We start from the raw sequence: 16,382 nt of genomic DNA, 5'->3' as shown, positions 1-16,382 counted from the left end.
GCTAGGTCAGAAACCAGCGCGAACCGTGATGCCGTAGGTCCGCGGTTCGGCGAGGAAGGCCGAGTAGGTCTGCTGAGGAGCCACGAACGGCGTGTTGAAGGCCACCTGCGTGTAGTCCACGTCGAACAGATTGTTCGCCCAGACCTCGACACCCCAGGCCCGGTCGGGTCCAGTGATGCCGATCCGGCCGTTCACCAGCGTGTAGCTGTCCTGTTCCTTGCCGTAGAGCAGGTCCGAGCCGGTGTTGTAATCGCCGGTCGTGCGGGCATTGATGAAGAACAGGCCCGACAGGCCGGAATTACCGATCGGCGGGGTCCAGCTGAGCGAGGCGGTTGCTGTCACCTCGGGCGCGTTCGACAGATTGTCGCCCGGAAGCAGGCGCAGGGCCGGATCCAGGGGGGCGCCGTCATCGGTACCGACGAGGTTGTCCTCGTAGCTGGTGTCCGAATAGGTGATGCCCATGGTCATGGTCAGATCGCGGATCGGGCTGAGCGAGGTTTCGAATTCCACGCCCTGCGCAATTACGCCTGGTGCCACATTGTCCGTCGCGCAGGCGCCGGTAGCAGGATCGCCGTCACGGTCGCCGCCGCCAAGATCGTTGTCGCAGCCATTCACGTTCTGGACCAGGAAGACCGAGCCGTTGAACGTGTTCAGCTGGAAGTTCGAGAACTCCTGACGGAACGCAGCGAGGCTGAAGCCCCACTTGCGCGCGGCATACTTCAGGCCGACTTCGTAGGCATCGACGGTTTCGGCATCGAACTGCAAGGCAGTCGGGTCGAGCGTGTCGACGTTGAACGCCACCGGCACGGCAAGGGCCGAACGGTCGAGGTTGAAGCCGCCGGCCTTGTAGCCCTTGGAGTAGGAGCCGTAGACCAGCAGGTCGTCGGTCGGCTTGTAGCTGAGGATGGCAGTTCCGGTCAGCTCGTCCTCGTCGCGCGTATCGCTGAGCGTCACGCCGTCGAGTTCGCTGGTCGAGTTGCCCTGACAGCTGAGCGAGATCAGGCCGCCTGCAAGACCCGCCAGCGGGGTTGCGAGGAGACCGCTGAGCAGCGCGCGGTTTTGCGGACAGATGACATTGTCGTTGCCGAAAGAAGCGTCGAAATCTTTGGTCTCGTTCGTATACCGAAGGCCGAGCGTCAGATCGAGACGATCGGTGATGTGGAAGATGTTGTGCGTGAAGACAGCGAAGTTTTCGCTGGTCTGGTTATACACATCGCCCGTGCTGCCGAGATCGCGGACCTGAGCCAGGTTGTTGATGCCAGCAAGGATGAGCGGCGTCGCAGGGCCGAAAGCCGGCGTGCCGGTCAGCGTACCGTCCAGCGCGGCGACATTGGCACCGAGGCAATTGTCCGCAGCCGGGTTCGCGAGCGCCGGATTGATGGCGATCGCGATGCGGCAATTGGCGAACGTGCCGTAGTCGTCGCCGAAGCGCAGGTTGTCACGCGTCTCGAGCTTCTCGTTGGCGTAATATGCGCCCACTAGCCAGTCGAGCCGGTCATTGAACACCGTGCCGTTGAGGCGAAGTTCCTGCGTGAAGGTCTTGAATTCACGCGCGCCGGCATTCGGTCCCGGTGTGCGGTAGATCAGATCGGCCTGGGTGTAGTCGGTATCCGAACCCTGGAAGTTCGAATATTCGCGATAGCCGGTGATCGAGGTTAGGGTGACGTTGCCGAAATCCCAGTTGAGTTCGCCGGAGATGCCCCAGTCTTCGGTCTCGCCTTCATAGCTGCGACCGGGGGTGACATAGATGTCGCGGTCGAAGGTCGACTGCGTAAGAGCGCGCGGATCCTGACCCAGGCCGAGCAGCACACCGATGATCGGGTTCGCGCTGCTGGTGAGACCCGGCGTGCCGTTCGGGCGATCGAATGGCGCATTGCCATCCCTGATTGGCACATCGTCTGCGAGGCGAGCCAACGGAGCGAATTCCGGCTGCACGAAGGTGGCGGCGCAGCACGCTTCGTCCTTCTTCGAATAGTCGCCGACGAGGCGGAAAGTCAGGCCGTCGCGCGGCTCGAACAGGGCCTGCGCGCGGACGAGGTAGCGGTCGCGGTCGTTGACGCGCACGTCGTTGACGACATCGTTGTAGAAACCATCACGCTCGAAATAGACGCCGTCGATGCGGGCAGCGATCGTGTCGCTGAGCGGCGCATTGATGCCGGCTTCCACCTTGATCGCATCGTAATTGCCGTAAGTGAAAGCGCCATAGCCGGAGAAAGTGAACTCGGGCGGGGCGGTGTAGATATTGATCAGGCCGGCCGAGGAGTTGCGGCCGCCGAGAGTGCCCTGCGGGCCGCGCAGGATTTCCACACGGTCGAGCGGGCCGAGTTCGGACAGGGCGTTGCCCGAGCGCGAGCGATAGACGCCGTCGACGAAGACAGCGACCGAGCTTTCGAGGCCGGGGTTGTCGCCGACGGTACCGATACCGCGGATACGCGCCGAACCGTTCGCTTCGTTACCCGTCGAAGAAACCAGCAGTGAGGGGGCAACCTGGTTGAGGTCGCGAATGTCGGCTACGCCTGACTTCTCCAGCGTTTCGGCGGACACGGCGGAAACGGCAACCGGCACGTCGGACAGGACCTGCTGGCGGCCCTGCGCGGTCACGATGATGACATTGCCATCCTCGACATCTGCATTGTCGACGAGATCGGCATCATCGGTGCTGGTGGTCGCAACATCCTGCGCCAGCGCGGCGGCAGGCATGCAGACGAGCGCTCCGGCAATCGCACCGAAGGCACAATGATGGCGTAAACCGAACTTCTTCATAGGTTTCCTCTCTCTTCAAGGCGCATTCGGGGGCGCGCCGCTCTCTCGTGGGTGAAAAGCGTCCTTCGCCAGTGATGTCAACGAAAGTCGGACGAACGACGTTATCCATCGACCGATTTACGTACCAGCGTTTCAAAAATGTCGCAGAGTTGCCTTGTCGCTAGTCAAATTTGCCGGAGCCGGCGGCGCGCTCGCACATATAATTGCTGACCGGCAAGCCGTGCTTGTCCAGTCCCTCGACGACCGTGTGGAGGCCGATGGTCTGCGCCCAGAACATCGGTCCGCCGGTGTAGAGCGGCCAACCATACCCGTTGATCCAAACGACATCGATGTCGCTGGCGCGCTGGGCCATGCCCTCCTCAAGGATTTTCGCCCCTTCGTTGACCATAGGGTAGAGCAGGCGTTCGCGAATTTCGTCCTTCGAAATCTCGCGCTGTTCCTTGCCTTCCTTTGCCGCGAAGTCGGCGATGATCTGCTTCACTTCGTCGGAAGGGGTCCGTTGGCGTGCCTCGTCGTAATCGTAGAAACCCTTGCCGGCCTTCTGCCCGAAGCGGCCGACGGCACACAGGGCCTCGCGCACGGTCGTAACCTTGCTCGGGTCGCGGTGCCAGCCGATGTCGATGCCGGCGAGATCGCCCATCTGGAACGGACCCATGGGGAAGCCGAAATCCAGCAGGACCTCGTCCACCTCCCAATAGTTCGCGCCCTCCATGATCAGCGCATTGGCCTGTTCCTGCCGTTTCGACAGCATGCGGTTGCCGATGAAGCCCGGACATACGCCCGATACTGCTGCGACCTTGCCGATCGTCTTGGACAGCTTCATCACCGTCGCCAGCACATCGTCGCGGGTCTTTTCACCGCGCACGACCTCCAGCAGCTTCATGATATTCGCTGGCGAGAAGAAGTGCATCCCGACCACATAGCCAGGGCGCTGGGTCGCTGCCGCGATCTCGTTCACATCGAGATAGCTGGTATTGGAAGCGAGGATCGCACCTTGCTTGACCACTTCGTCGAGCTTGCCGAACACCTCCTTCTTGACGTCCATGCTCTCGTAAACCGCTTCGATCACGAGGTCGCAATCGGCGAGGTCGTCGTAGGAAAGCGTCGGGGTCAGCAGGCCCATCGCCTGCTCGACCTGATCGGCGGTCATGCGGCCCTTCTTGGCGGTGTTCTCGTAATTCTTGCGCATCGTCCCGGTGCCGCGATCGAGTGCGTCCTGGCTCATCTCGAGGATCGTCACCGGGATGCCGGCAGAGAGAAAGTTCATCGAAATGCCGCCGCCCATTGTGCCGGCCCCGATCACCCCGACCTTCTTTACCGGGATCAGCGGCGTGTCCTTGGGCACATCGTCGATCTTGTTGGCGGCGCGTTCGGCGAAGAAATAATGCCGCATCGCCGCGCTCTGCGTGCCCGACATCAATTCGGTGAAGAGCTCGCGCTCTTTCTTCACGCCCTCGGCATAGGACATGGTGCCTGCCGCTTTGACTGCCTCGATCGCGGCATTCGGGGCATCGAAGCCGCGGATCTTGCGCGCCTGGCTGGCGCGGAAGCGATCGAACAGGTCGGGATCGCGCACGCCGTCTTCATTCGCGGTGCCCTCCAAGGCGCGGGGGACCGGCTGGCCGATTTTCGATTTCGCGAACGCAATGGCGTCGGCTTCCAGACTGTCCTCGCCGACGATCTCGTCGACCAGCCCAATGCCTTGCGCTTTCTTGGCCGAGATCGGATTGCCGCCGACCACGAGGGGCAAGGCGGCTTCGGCGCCGACCAGTCGCGGCAGGCGCTGCGTACCGGCTGCGCCCGGGATCAGGCCGAGTTTCACTTCGGGCAGGCCCAGCTTCGCGCTCGGCACGGCGACGCGGTAGTGGCACGCAAGCGCGACTTCGCAGCCGCCGCCCAGCGCCGTCCCGTGGATCGCGGCGACCACCGGCTTGTCGCTCGCTTCCATTGCATCGAGCGTTTCGGGAAGGTTGGGGCCGACCGGCGGCTTGCCGAATTCGGTAATGTCCGCCCCGGCAAAGAAGGTGCGCCCGTCGCAGCGGATGACGACCGCTTCGATCGCATCGTCGGACATGGCTTCCTCGATGGCGTCCTTGAGGCCGGCACGCACGGCCTGGCCGAGTGCATTGACCGGCGGATTGTCGGAGATGACGACGAGGACGTTGTCATGGCGTTCGGTGCGGATGGGGGAGGTCATTCGGGTCTCCTCAAGCATAGGTTTCGGTGAGGGCGGAATAGATCAGCGTCTTGAGCTGGCGGCGGATCGGGTAGGTGGACGAGGGATAGACCTGCGTCATGAAGACACACGTGATCTGCTCTACGGGATCGACGAAGAAGGCAGTCGAATAAGCGCCGCCCCAGTAGAATTCGCCTAGGCTGCTGGGCATCAGCGTCTTAGCCGGATCGATCACCATGGCGAAGCCGAGGCCGAAGCCGGTCCCGGCATTATTGGCTTCGGAGAACAGGCTGCTCGACATCTCGGTGAGGTCGGCATTGTTCGGCAAGTGATTGGTGCGCATCAGCCGCAGCGTCTTGGGGCTGACGATCCGCGCCCCGTCGAGCGCGCCGCCATTCAGCAACATGGTGGCGAAGCGGTGATAATCCGCGATCGAGCCGACGAGCCCGCCGCCGCCGCTGTCGAATGTGCCGGGCTGCGCGAGCTTGCTGGTCTTGCCCGCGCTGATCATGCGCGGCGACTGGCCGGGACGATAGGCATAGGCATCGACCAGCCGGTAGAGGTCGTCTTCTTTCACGCCGAACCGCGTGTCGGTCATGCCGAGAGGCGCGAAGATGTGCTTTTCGAAATACTCGCCCAGCCGCATCCCGCCGATCCGCTCAACTGCGATGCCAAGCACGTCGGTCGACACCGAGTAGTTCCAGCCTTGGCCCGGCGCGAATTCGAGCGGGAGCTTGGCGAGGCGGGCGACGAATTCGTCGCTGTCGAGATGGTCGCGGGCGAAGTCGAAATTGTGCTCGCGATAGGCGGCGTCGAGATTGTTGCGGTTCTGCAGGCCGTAGGTGAAGCCCGACATATGCGTCAGCAGGTCGACGAAGCGCATCGGGTGCGCCGGAGCGCCCGGCGCGAAGGGTATCGAACCGCCTCCCCCGGCGTAGACCTTGAGGTCCGCGAATTCCGGGAAGACCTTCGTGACCGGGTCCTCCAGCGCGACCTCACATCGCTCGACCAGCTGCATGAAGGCAATCGAGGTCACCGGCTTGGTCATGCTGGCTATGCGGAACAGCGCATCGTCGGGCAGGTCGCGCCCGTCCTCGCCCATCGCGCCAAGCCGCGTATAGTGGACCGGCTTGCCGCCACGCGCGACAACCAGCTGGGCATTCGGCAGACGCCCATTGTCGATATAGGTCTGCTTCAGGAAATCGGGTATCCGCTCCAGCCTGTCGGCATCGAATCCCAGCGAACCGGCCTCGGCCAGATCGAACATGCGCTTCTCCTCTCTTGCATACCTATGCTTCCGTTTTGCCCGCATAGCGATTCTGTTCTCTCTTGCCACCCTCATACCTGAGCTTCGAACCGCGCTTGCGTCGGAAGGGGAGGCAGGTTTAGTAAGATGCCCTAGAGAGGGAGTCGCGCGACAGACGCGGCGTACGAGAGGGATGCAATGAACGATCTCGCGACCGCGATCGGCTGGACCACGCCTGCGGGCTGGCCGGCCATGAGCCGGGAAGATGCCACCGCGCGATTGACCGCGCCGGGCCAGCGCTTCGAAATGGATACGGTCGATATACGCGGCGTGCAGACGCGAGTGTGGAAGAATGCTCCGTCGAACTTGCGCGCGATTGCCGAGGTCGGGCGCACGCATGGCGAGCGTTTGTTCACGATCTACGAGGACGAGCGGGTCACTTACGACGCCTGGTTCCGGGCTGTCGCGCGACTGGCGGCGGAGTTCCGCGAGCGCGGGGTGGAGAAAGGCGACCGGATCGCGCTGGCGATGCGCAACCTGCCCGAATGGCCGGTGGCCTTCTTCGCCGCGACCTGCATCGGCGCGATCTGCGTGCCGCTCAATGCCTGGTGGACCGGGCCGGAGCTCGCCTTCGGCCTCGCCAATTCGGAATCGAAGCTGCTGGTCTGCGATGCCGAGCGCTGGGAGCGGATCGCGGAGCACCGCGACGAAATGCCCGACCTCGCAACGGTGTTCGTGTCGCGCTGCGATGCCGACCCCTCCGGGGCCGAGCGTCTGGAAGATATTATCGGCGCACCGCGAGCTTTCGCCGATTTGCCCGCAGCGGACCTTCCCCAGGTTGAGGTCGCGCCCGACGACGAGGCGACGATCTTCTACACCAGCGGCACCACCGGCCAGCCCAAGGGCGCGCTGGGCACGCATCGCAATCTCGCGACCAATATCCTGTCGGGCGGATGGAGCATTGCGATGGCGGCCCTGCGCCGCGGAGACGAGCCGCCTGAACCGGCGCAAAAGGTTAGTCTGGTCGTCATTCCGCTATTTCACGTAACCGCCTGTTCGGCAGGCATGATGGGTGCGGTGATGGCAGGACATACTCTTGTGTTCATGCATAAATGGGACCCGGTGGAAGCCTTCGGCCTCATCCAGCGTGAGCGGGTCAACACTGCGGGCGGTGTGCCGACCATCGCCTGGCAGTTGATCGAGCATCCCGAGCGTGAAAACTTCGATCTCTCCAGCCTCGAGACGATTTCCTACGGCGGTGCGCCCGCCGCGCCCGAGCTCGTCCGCAAGATCTATGAAACCTTCGGCGCACTGCCGCACAACGGCTGGGGCATGACCGAGACCATGGCGACAGTCACCGGCAACAATTCCGAAGACTATCTCAATCGCCCGGAAAGCTGCGGCCCGCCGGTGCCCGTGGCCGACCTCAAGATCATGGCCGAGGACGGCTCGCGGGAATTGCCTGCCGGTGAAGTCGGCGAACTGTGGGCGCGCGGCCCGATGGTGGTGAAGGGCTACTGGAACCGGCCGGAGGCGAGCGCGGAGACTTTCGTCGACGGCTGGGTTCGCACCGGCGACCTTGCGAAACTGGACCAGGACGGCTTCTGCTATATCGTGGACCGGGCCAAGGACATGATCATCCGCGGGGGCGAGAACATCTACTCGTCCGAAGTCGAAAACGTGCTCTACGACCACCCGGCGGTGACCGATGCTGCGCTGATCGGCATCCCGCACAAGACGCTGGGCGAAGAACCCGCTGCCGTAGTCCACCTCGCCCCCGGCATGTCCGCAAGCGAGGAGGAACTGCGCGAATGGGTTGCGGCCCGGCTGGCCAAATTCAAGGTACCCGTGCGCGTCGCCTTCGTCGAGGACACGCTGCCGCGCAATGCCAATGGCAAGATCCTGAAGCGCGACCTCGGGACATTCTTCGCGTGAGCGCGCCCGCTTCCACCCGCAAGTTCGACGAGAAGCGCGGGGCGATCATCCACGCCGCTTCGGTGCTGATCAACGAGGTCGGAGTTCAGGCGACAACGCTGGCCGAAGTTGCCCGCGCGATCGGGCTCAATGCAACCAGCGTGACCTATTATTTCCCGCGCAAGGAAAAGCTCGTCGTCGCCGTCTATGACGAAACGCTGACGCTGATGGAGGAGATGGCGCAAGCAGCGCTGGATCAGCCCGATCCGGCGGCGCGCCTCAGGCATTTCATCGCCGGGCAGATCGCCTTGCGCAAGCGCATCCGCGCGGGAGAGCGCGGGCTGACGACGGCGCTATCCGAAATCCGCACGCTGGATACCGAAGCCTACGACACGCTGATGGCGCATTACCTGCGCGTGGTGGGCATCGTGCGGCGCTTTTTCGGCGAATGGAACAGCAATGAACAGCGCGCGCTGTTTTCTGCGCGGGCGCATATCCTGCTCGAGGCGATGATGTGGTGGCCGATCTGGTCGCTGCGTTATTCGGTGCGCGATTTCGACCGGATCGAAGCGCGGCTGTTCGATGTCCTCGCCAATGGCTTGCCGTCGCAGCGCGGGCGCTTTGCACCGCAGGACCTATCGGGTGACTGGCGCACCCGCGAGGATGAGGAGGGCAGCCAGAACGAAGCCTTCCTGCGCGCGGCGACCGTGATGATAAACCGGCTCGGCTATCGCGGTGCATCGGTCAACCGGATCGCCGAGAGCCTCAATGTCACCAAGGGCAGTTTCTACCACCATCACCAGGCCAAGGACGATCTTGTGCTTGCCTGTTTCCAGCAAAGCTACGACCGGCTTTCGGCCGCGCAGATCGCGGGGCTGGAGCTGGACGCGGATTACTGGACGCGGATTTGCAGCGTGCTGCGCGAACTGATCGATGTGCAGTTCTTCGACGCGACCCCCTTGCTTCGGACCACGGCGCTGCAGGCGCTGGAGGCCGATCACAAGGACGATGTGGTCGTCCGCTCGAACCGGCTCGCGCGGCGCTTTTCCGGCATGCTGATGGACGGCGTCGCCGATGGTTCTGTGCGTCCGGTCGATCCGCTGATTGCGGGTCAGGTGATCATGTCGACGGTTAACTCGGCCTATGATGCGCGCCATTGGGCAGAGCGGTTCGCAGACCGCGACGAGGCGATCCGCACATATCTGTCGATCCTTTCCGAAGGGATGCTGGCGGACCCGCGCTAGGCAGGCCCGCCCTCATGCATCAGTAGCTCGACAGCTTCGCGAAGCGGTCCTTGAGGTAGCTCGACGAACCGAAGCTCTGCTCCAGCACGCGGGCGCGCTTGAGATAAAAGCCCACGTCGTATTCGTCGGTCATGCCGATACCGCCGTGTAGCTGAATGCCCTCGTTCGCCATGGTGTGCATGACGCGGTTGGCCTCCGCTTTGGCGATCGTCGCCGCGCGCGCTACACCGAAGCCGCCATCGACGGCTTGCAGGCCCGCTTCGACAGCCGAACGCATCTGCGCAAGATCGGCGAAGAGGTCGGCCATGCGGTGCTGCAGCGCCTGGAAGCTGGCGAGCACCTGGTTGAATTGTACACGCTGCTTCAGATAGGCAAGCGTATCGTCGAACACCTGCTGCGCCATGCCGAGCATCTCGGCTGCCGTCAGTACGCGCGCCCGGTCGAGTACGTCGTCGAGCAGGTTGTCGCCGCCATTGGCCAGCTTGTCCGCGGCCGCGCCGTCGAAAGTGACATCGGCATGGCTGCGCTGGTCGGTCAGCTTGCGCGTGGCGAGCGATACGCCATCGCCCTTCTCCACTAGGTAGAGGCCGTCCTTCGCAGCGACCACGAACAGATCGGCGCCATGTGCCTCATGGACGAAAGCCTTGGTGCCGCTGAGCTTGCCCTCCGAAACGCTGGTTTCGATCTTCGAGGGATCGTGCGTTGCGCCTTCGTCGACGGCGATCGTCGCGATCGCCTCGCCGCTGGCCAGCTTCGGCAGCCACTTCGCTTTCTGCTCATCGCTGCCACCCAGCACGATGGCGCTTGCGGCCACTGTGTTCATCACCAGCGGGCTGGCAGTCAGCGTCTTGCCGAGTTCCTCGACCACGAGGCCTGCCGACATAAAACCGAAGTCCGACCCGCCGTGCTCTTCAGGGATGATGACCCCGGCCCAGCCCATTTCGGCCATGGTCGCATAGGCATCGCGATTGAAAGCTTCCGGCTCGCCGCTGGCGCGGACCTTGCGAAATTCGGTGACCGGGCTTTCGTTGACGGCCCATTCGCGCGCCATGTCGCGCAGCATTTCCTGTTCTTCGTTGAGAACTGCCATTGTCTTTGTCCCTCTCGCCTTACTGATGGTCGAGCATGCCGAGCACGCGCTTGGCGATGATGTTGTTCTGGATCTCGGTCGAGCCGCCATAGATCGTCGTGGCCTTGCCGAAGAGCCAGCCGCGCACGGCTTCCAGCTCGCTGTCGCGGAAGCCATCGCCTTCCCAGCCGAGGCCCTGAAGCCCGCGGATCTCGATCAACAGCTCGCTGCGTTCCTGACTGAGCTTGGTGCCGAGCTTCTTGAGTACCGAGCTGATTTCGGACACGCCGCCCTGCGCCTTGCTTTCCTCCACGGCGCGGCGCGCGGTAAGGAGGAAGCTGTTCCAGCGGATCTCGAAATCGGCGATCTTGTCGCGTAGCACGGCATCGGCCAGCTCGCCGTCGTCGCCGGTGGGCTGGTACTTCTTGGCGATTTCGCCGAGGCTCTGACCCATAAGGCGAGCAAGGCTGCCGCCGCCCGAGATATTGGTGCGCTCGTGCTGGAGCAGGCGTTTGCCGATGGTCCAGCCCTGGCCCTCTTCGCCGACCAGGTTGTCCTTAGGCACCTTCACATCGGTGAAGAAGGTTTCGCAGAACGGGCTCGTGCCGCTGATCATGGTGATCGGGCGGACTTCGACGCCGGGCGAATCCATGTCGATCAGCATGAAGCTGATGCCCTTGTGCTTGTCGCTCTTGTCCGTGCGAACGATGGCGAAGCACTTGTCCGCCCACTGCCCGCCGCTGGTCCAGGTCTTCTGTCCGTTGACGAGATAGTGATCGCCCTTGTCCTCGGCGAAGGTCTGCAAATTGGCGAGGTCGGAACCGGCATTGGGTTCGCTGTAGCCCTGGCACCAGCGGATCTCGCCGCGGGTGATCGGCGGGATGTGCTCTTTCTTCTGCTCTTCGCTGCCGTATTCGAGCAGCGTCGGGCCGAACATCATCACGCCCATGCCGCCGATGGGATTGTAGGCCCCGGCCTTGCCCATTTCCTGCTCGAGGATCTTGGCCTGTGCTTTACTCAGGCCGCCGCCGCCATATTCCTTGGGCCAGGTCGGCGTGCCCCAACCGCGCGCGCCCATGGCTTCGCGCCATTTCTTCTGGGCGGGGGTTTCATTGGTCGGGCCGTCGACGCCGGACAGGGCATTGTTCGTGCCCTTCAGTTCGTCGGGAAAATTGTCCGCCAGAAACTGCTGCACTTCCGCGCGGAAGGCGTCCTCGTCGGTCTGGGTTGCGGGCTCGAGTTGTGTGGCCATGGGCGCTGTCCTCTCTATCTGCGGCGACTCCCATACCGCAAATAGGAAGCAAGCGAAAATCCGCTAGAGCAAGGCCGCTTGCCGCGCGTCCCTAGGATGCGAGCGCGGCGACTTCAGACAGGACTCGCTCGGCCCATTCGGGGCGGCAGATGAGGAGGTCGGGCATGTAAGTGTCGGCTTGGTTGTAGGTCAGCGGGCTGCCGTCGATCCGGCTGGCGTGGAGCCCGTGGGCGAGGGCGACGGCAGCAGGGGCTGCGCTGTCCCATTCGTACTGGCCGCCGGTGTGCAGGTAGATTTCCGCTTCGCCGCGCACCACGGCCATGGCCTTGGCGCCGGCCGAGCCCATGCCGACGAGCTCTGCGCCGATGGCTTCGGAGACCTTCACCGCTTCTGCCGCAGGACGCGTGCGGCTCACGACCATGCGCGGCTTCTCCGCAGCCGCAGGCACGTCGATCGGCGCATCGGTCCGGAGCACGCAATCGAGGCCGGGCAGGGCGACAGCGCCGATCTCCGGCCTGCCATCAATGCAGAGCGCGACATGGACGGCCCAGTCGGTCCGCGCTTCGCCATATTCGCGGGTTCCGTCGACCGGGTCGACGATCCAGACGCGTTTCTTGTCGAGGCGTGCGGCGTTGTCTTTTTCCTCTTCCGACAGCAGGCCGTCTTCGGGGCGTTGCTGGCGCAAGGCATGGCAGAGGAACTGGTTGGCCGTTTCGTCGCCTGCCTTGCCGAGGCTCTTGCCCTCGAACATCCCGCTTTCGCGCACTTCGATCAGGATTTTGCCTGCGACATGGGCGAGGTGGGCGGCGAGTTCGGCATCGGTCATTGGGCGGTCCTATCGGCCAAAAGATTTCGGGGGCCGCATGGCAGAGCGAGCCTGCCTTGCGAACCCCCGAATTTGTGCAGGTGCGAGATCAGGCAGGCCGGCGTGCGAAAATGCCGAAACCCGCAATGATCGCGTAGCAGGCGATCGGCAGGATCATGGCGAAGGCGAGGCTGCCGCTCACATCCGCCAGCACGCCGTAGAGCAGCGGGACGACGGCCCCGCCAAAGATGGCCACGTTGATGATGCCCGAACCGTCGGCTGCGCGCGGACCCAGCTTCTCGCAGGCGAGCGAGAAGATCGTCGGGAACATGATCGAGTTCATCAGGCCGACTGCGAGTAGGCTGTAAGCCGCGACCTCGCCGGTGGTCATGGCGCTGATGAGGATCAACAGGATCGAACCCGTCGCATTGAAGGCGAGGATCTTGCCCGGCGAGAAGACCCGCAGGAAATAAGAACCGATAAACCGGCCCACCATCGCGCCGCCCCAATAGAGGCCGATCATCCAGCCGATCACGCTCTCCGGCTGGCCGAGCACACGGTCTTGCGCGAGATAGTTGATGATGATCGAGCCGATCGAGACTTCCGCACCGACGTACAGGAAGATGCAGAGCGCCCCATAGCCGAACCGGCTGCGCTTCAGCAGGTCGAGGCCGGCGAGGCCGGAGGATGCTTCGTGCTTCTCGCCTTCGAGGCGATTGCGGAACATCCAGACCGCCGCTGCTACCAGTGCGATCAGGATGGCAACGCCCAAATAGCCCTGCCAGATCGCCTCGCTCTCCGCCTGGCGATAGGCCTGCAGTTCAGCGCCGGACAGCTGGTCGGCGGTGACATTGGCCAGGCTGCCCAGGATGATGGCCGCGCCGACAATCGGGAAAATCGTGGTCCCGAGGCTGTTGAAAGCCTGCGCGAAGGTCAGGCGGCTATGCGCCGTCTTCTGCGGGCCGAGCAACGAGATGAGCGGATTGGCCACGACCTGCACGATCACCACCCCGCTCGCGAGCACGAACAGCGCCAGCAGGAACACCCAATAGGTTGCCGTCTGGCTGGCCGGAATGAACATCAGGCAGCCGAACATCATGGTAACGAGCCCCGCCACCGCGCCTCGCATGTAGCCGATGCGCTTGACCAGCTTCGCGCCCGGGATGCCGATCACCAGATAGGCGGTAAAGAAACAGAACTGCACCAGCATCGCCTGCGTGTAGTTGAGCGTGAACAGCTCTTTCAGCTTCGGGATTATCACATCGTTGAGCGAGGTGATGCCGCCGAAGATGAAGAACAGGCCGAAGACAAAATACTGCAGGCCGGGCGCATTGATGCCGGTACCCTCATCCTCGACCGGATGCGGATCGGTGCTCGACGCGACGTCGGGTGCTAATGCCATGATTTCAGTTCCTCCCAAGCACGCGCCCTGCCGGGCGGCGTGTCATCCCTACGCGATGCCTGCGCCATTATCCTCTAGCATTCCAGAGCAAATACGAATTCACGAATGCGAACCCCGACCAGACCTAGAACGAGCAATCGGTCCCTGCGGGAACATCCTGCCGCGCGATACCGGCGATCTGCATCGTCAGCGGTCCTTCGGACGTAATCGTGACCGTGTCCGCGAGGTCGGCGATACAGCTTTGCGTCAATACCATTTCGCGCCAGCCCTTGCCGCCGCCGACGCGGAATTCGTCCGTCACGTCCAGCACGGTGTCACCGATCCTGACCGTAACCGGCGCAGTCGGTGCGCCGGGCAGCGAATAGGCGATGCGGTATGCGGCACCATCCGATGCCGGGCCGCTAAGCTGCAGCGAAGCGCCGGGTGCGAATTCGATCTCGCGAGCGTCTTCCTGTCGCAGGCGGTCGAAGCCGCGCGCTGCGATGCCACCGGCATTTCCGCGCAGGCCGACCAGAGCGGTCCCGCCGGACGTGGCAGTCACCTCTCCGGCCAGGCGACCGTTGGCAAACCAGTCGGCCGACGGTGCTTCCTCTAGATAGGCGCATTCCTCCGATAGGTACTGCGGAGCGAGCTGCTGCGTGAGGCTGAGTCCATAGCCGACTTCGAACAACGCACCTTGGGCGCCGTTGACCGGCTTGCCGCTGCAGTCGGTGGGCCAGCTGAAGGACAAACGCCCGGTCGCCTCGCGCTTGCCGAACAGCACATCTGCCACACCGGCACCTTCGCCGCCTGGCAGCCAGCTCGCCACGAAGGCGTCGGCAGCGTTGATTTCACGGTTCATCCACATGGGGCGGCCGGAAAGGAACACCGCGACGGTCGGGACGCCTGCGGCGTCGAACTTGCGCAGCAGCTCCAGCCCTTCCTCGTCGCGGAACACCAGCGTTTTCCGGTCGCCGTAGAACTCGGCGTAGGCTTCCTCGCCGAAGACCACGATCGCCGCGTCGGGCTTGGCGGAGTAACTGCCGTCCGCCGAATAGGTCGCAGAACCACCGCTCTCCCGCGCAGCCTGCTCGATGCCGTCGCGGATCGAGGTTGCACCGGGGAAATACTCGTCCGTCAGGTCCGGGCCGCCCTGCCAGGTCAGCGTCCAGCCACCTGCAGCGCGCCAAACCTGGTCTGCCGCTTCGCCTGCGATCAGGATGTCGGCACCCGGCTTCAGCGGCAGCACGCCGCTGTTCTTCAGGATGACCTGAGACTTCGCCACCGCCTCGCGCGCGATGGCGCGGTGTTCGGCAGAGCCAATGACCGACAGGTCGCGGCCCAGTCCGCGCTCCGAAGGCTTGGCAACATCGGCGTCCAGCAACCCGGCGCGCATCTTCACGCGCAGAATTCGGGTCACCGCACGGTCGAGCGTCGCCATCGGGATCGTGCCGTCGTTCACTTGCGCGACCAGCGTGTCCATCAGTCCCTTCCAGTCGTCGGGGACCATGTAGATGTCGAGGCCTGCTTTGAGCGATTGCGCGCAGTCGGTGACGGTGCAGCCCTTGACCTGGCCGTGACCGTTCCAGTCGCCGACGACCAGGCCGTCGAAGCCCATTTCGTCGCGCAGGACACCGGTCAGCAGCGCCTCGTTGCCGTGCATCTTCACGCCGTTGATCGAATTGAAGCTGGCCATCACGACCTGCACCCCGGCATCGATGGCGGGGGGATAAGGCACGGCGTGAATTGCTTTCAGCGCCTCGATCTCGCCGTTGACGTCGCCGGTATCGATACCCTGCGTGGTGCCGCCGTCGCCGAAGAAGTGCTTGGCAGTTGCGATAACGCGTCCGTCGCCGAGAAAATCCTCGGCCCCTTTGGCGCCCTGCAGACCTTCGACCAGTGCGGCCCCTAAGGGAGCGACGATCTGTGGGTCTTCGGAATAGCTTTCATAGGTCCGCCCCCAGCGATCGTCGCGCGCGACCGCCACGGTGGGCGAGAAGTTCCAGTCGATCCCGGTCGCCTCGATCTCGCGCGCGGTTGCGCGACCGATGCGGCGCAGCAGGTCGGCATCGCGTGTCGCGCCAAGGCCGATATTGTGCGGGAAGATCGTTGCGCCGATTACGTTGGTGTGGCCGTGGACTGCGTCCGTGCCCCACATGGTCGGGATCACCGGCTCGCCATCGGGCAGGGGCCGGGTCGATGCATCGTACATTTCGTCGGCGAGGCGCAGCCATTCGGCAGGCGGGGCGAATTCGTCGCCATAGGGGCCGCCGTTACCGCCATTGAGATAGCTGCCGAAGCGATAGCGCTCCATGTCCTGAGCAGTGAAGGAGTTGATCTGCGGCTGGATCAGCTGGGCGACCTTGCGCTCCAGGCTCATGCGCGACACGATGTCGGCGATCGCCGCGTCCTCGCTCGCTGGCGCGGCGGCAACGACGGGCCGCTCGACCTCGGAAACCTGTGTGCAACCTGCCAGAGCACATGCTGCCGCTCCGGCCCAGACCCAACGCTTCATTCGCTATCTCCCCACGT

The 16,382-nt window shown here is 63.8% G+C and carries 10 protein-coding genes; 2 read left to right on the top strand and 8 right to left on the bottom strand.

What is annotated here, in order from left to right:
• Window positions 1-6: 6 nt before the first annotated feature.
• The 3 genes from ACSH0F_RS12455 to ACSH0F_RS12445 all read right to left on the bottom strand — a co-directional run bounded on the left by ACSH0F_RS12455 (window position 7) and on the right by ACSH0F_RS12445 (window position 6,206).
• On the bottom strand, window positions 7-2,763 hold the full coding sequence (locus ACSH0F_RS12455) for a TonB-dependent receptor (RefSeq protein WP_435203279.1): 2,757 nt from the start codon (window positions 2,761-2,763) through the stop codon (window positions 7-9).
• Window positions 2,764-2,923: 160 nt separating this feature from the next.
• Complete coding sequence (locus ACSH0F_RS12450) at window positions 2,924-4,960, bottom strand: 3-hydroxyacyl-CoA dehydrogenase NAD-binding domain-containing protein (RefSeq protein WP_435203277.1); 2,037 nt, start codon at window positions 4,958-4,960, stop codon at window positions 2,924-2,926.
• Window positions 4,961-4,970: 10 nt separating this feature from the next.
• Window positions 4,971-6,206: a serine hydrolase domain-containing protein gene (locus ACSH0F_RS12445; protein ID WP_435203275.1), complete on the bottom strand. Its 1,236-nt coding sequence runs from the start codon at window positions 6,204-6,206 to the stop codon at window positions 4,971-4,973.
• A 177-nt stretch (window positions 6,207-6,383) separates the two neighbouring features.
• On the opposite strand from ACSH0F_RS12445, the gene ACSH0F_RS12440 reads away from it, so the two are divergent.
• The gene (locus tag ACSH0F_RS12440) at window positions 6,384-8,120 is read left to right on the top strand and encodes a class I adenylate-forming enzyme family protein (RefSeq protein WP_435203273.1); all 1,737 of its coding nucleotides are present in this window, start codon (window positions 6,384-6,386) and stop codon (window positions 8,118-8,120) included.
• Window positions 8,117-9,343, top strand: coding sequence for a TetR/AcrR family transcriptional regulator (locus tag ACSH0F_RS12435; protein ID WP_435203271.1), 1,227 nt, complete (start codon window positions 8,117-8,119; stop codon window positions 9,341-9,343). Before ACSH0F_RS12440 ends, ACSH0F_RS12435 begins: the two co-directional genes overlap by 4 nt.
• 19 nt (window positions 9,344-9,362) lie before the next feature.
• Here the strand turns inward: ACSH0F_RS12435 and ACSH0F_RS12430 are convergent, their stop codons facing one another.
• The 5 genes from ACSH0F_RS12430 to ACSH0F_RS12410 form a co-directional block, all read right to left on the bottom strand.
• Window positions 9,363-10,433 (bottom strand): acyl-CoA dehydrogenase family protein, encoded by a 1,071-nt coding sequence (locus tag ACSH0F_RS12430; RefSeq protein ID WP_435203268.1) that lies wholly within the window; start codon window positions 10,431-10,433, stop codon window positions 9,363-9,365.
• Between the two features lie 19 nt (window positions 10,434-10,452).
• Window positions 10,453-11,664, bottom strand: a complete 1,212-nt coding sequence (locus ACSH0F_RS12425; RefSeq protein ID WP_435203266.1) for an acyl-CoA dehydrogenase family protein — start codon at window positions 11,662-11,664, stop codon at window positions 10,453-10,455.
• 91 nt (window positions 11,665-11,755) lie between these two features.
• Window positions 11,756-12,490: a 3'(2'),5'-bisphosphate nucleotidase CysQ gene (locus ACSH0F_RS12420; protein WP_435203264.1), complete on the bottom strand. Its 735-nt coding sequence runs from the start codon at window positions 12,488-12,490 to the stop codon at window positions 11,756-11,758.
• Between the two features lie 88 nt (window positions 12,491-12,578).
• Entirely contained in the window at window positions 12,579-13,871 is a 1,293-nt protein-coding gene (locus tag ACSH0F_RS12415; protein WP_435203262.1) for a sugar MFS transporter, read from the bottom strand.
• Window positions 13,872-13,995: 124 nt separating this feature from the next.
• The gene (locus ACSH0F_RS12410) at window positions 13,996-16,365 is read right to left on the bottom strand and encodes a glycoside hydrolase family 3 N-terminal domain-containing protein (RefSeq protein WP_435203260.1); all 2,370 of its coding nucleotides are present in this window, start codon (window positions 16,363-16,365) and stop codon (window positions 13,996-13,998) included.
• Window positions 16,366-16,382 lie beyond the last annotated feature (17 nt).

This window comes from Qipengyuania sp. 902 (genome assembly GCF_051195295.1).
In the GTDB taxonomy this organism is placed as follows: domain Bacteria; phylum Pseudomonadota; class Alphaproteobacteria; order Sphingomonadales; family Sphingomonadaceae; genus Qipengyuania.
Note: the sequence above shows the minus strand (reverse complement) of the source record. Positions and strands in the feature narration are given on the sequence as shown.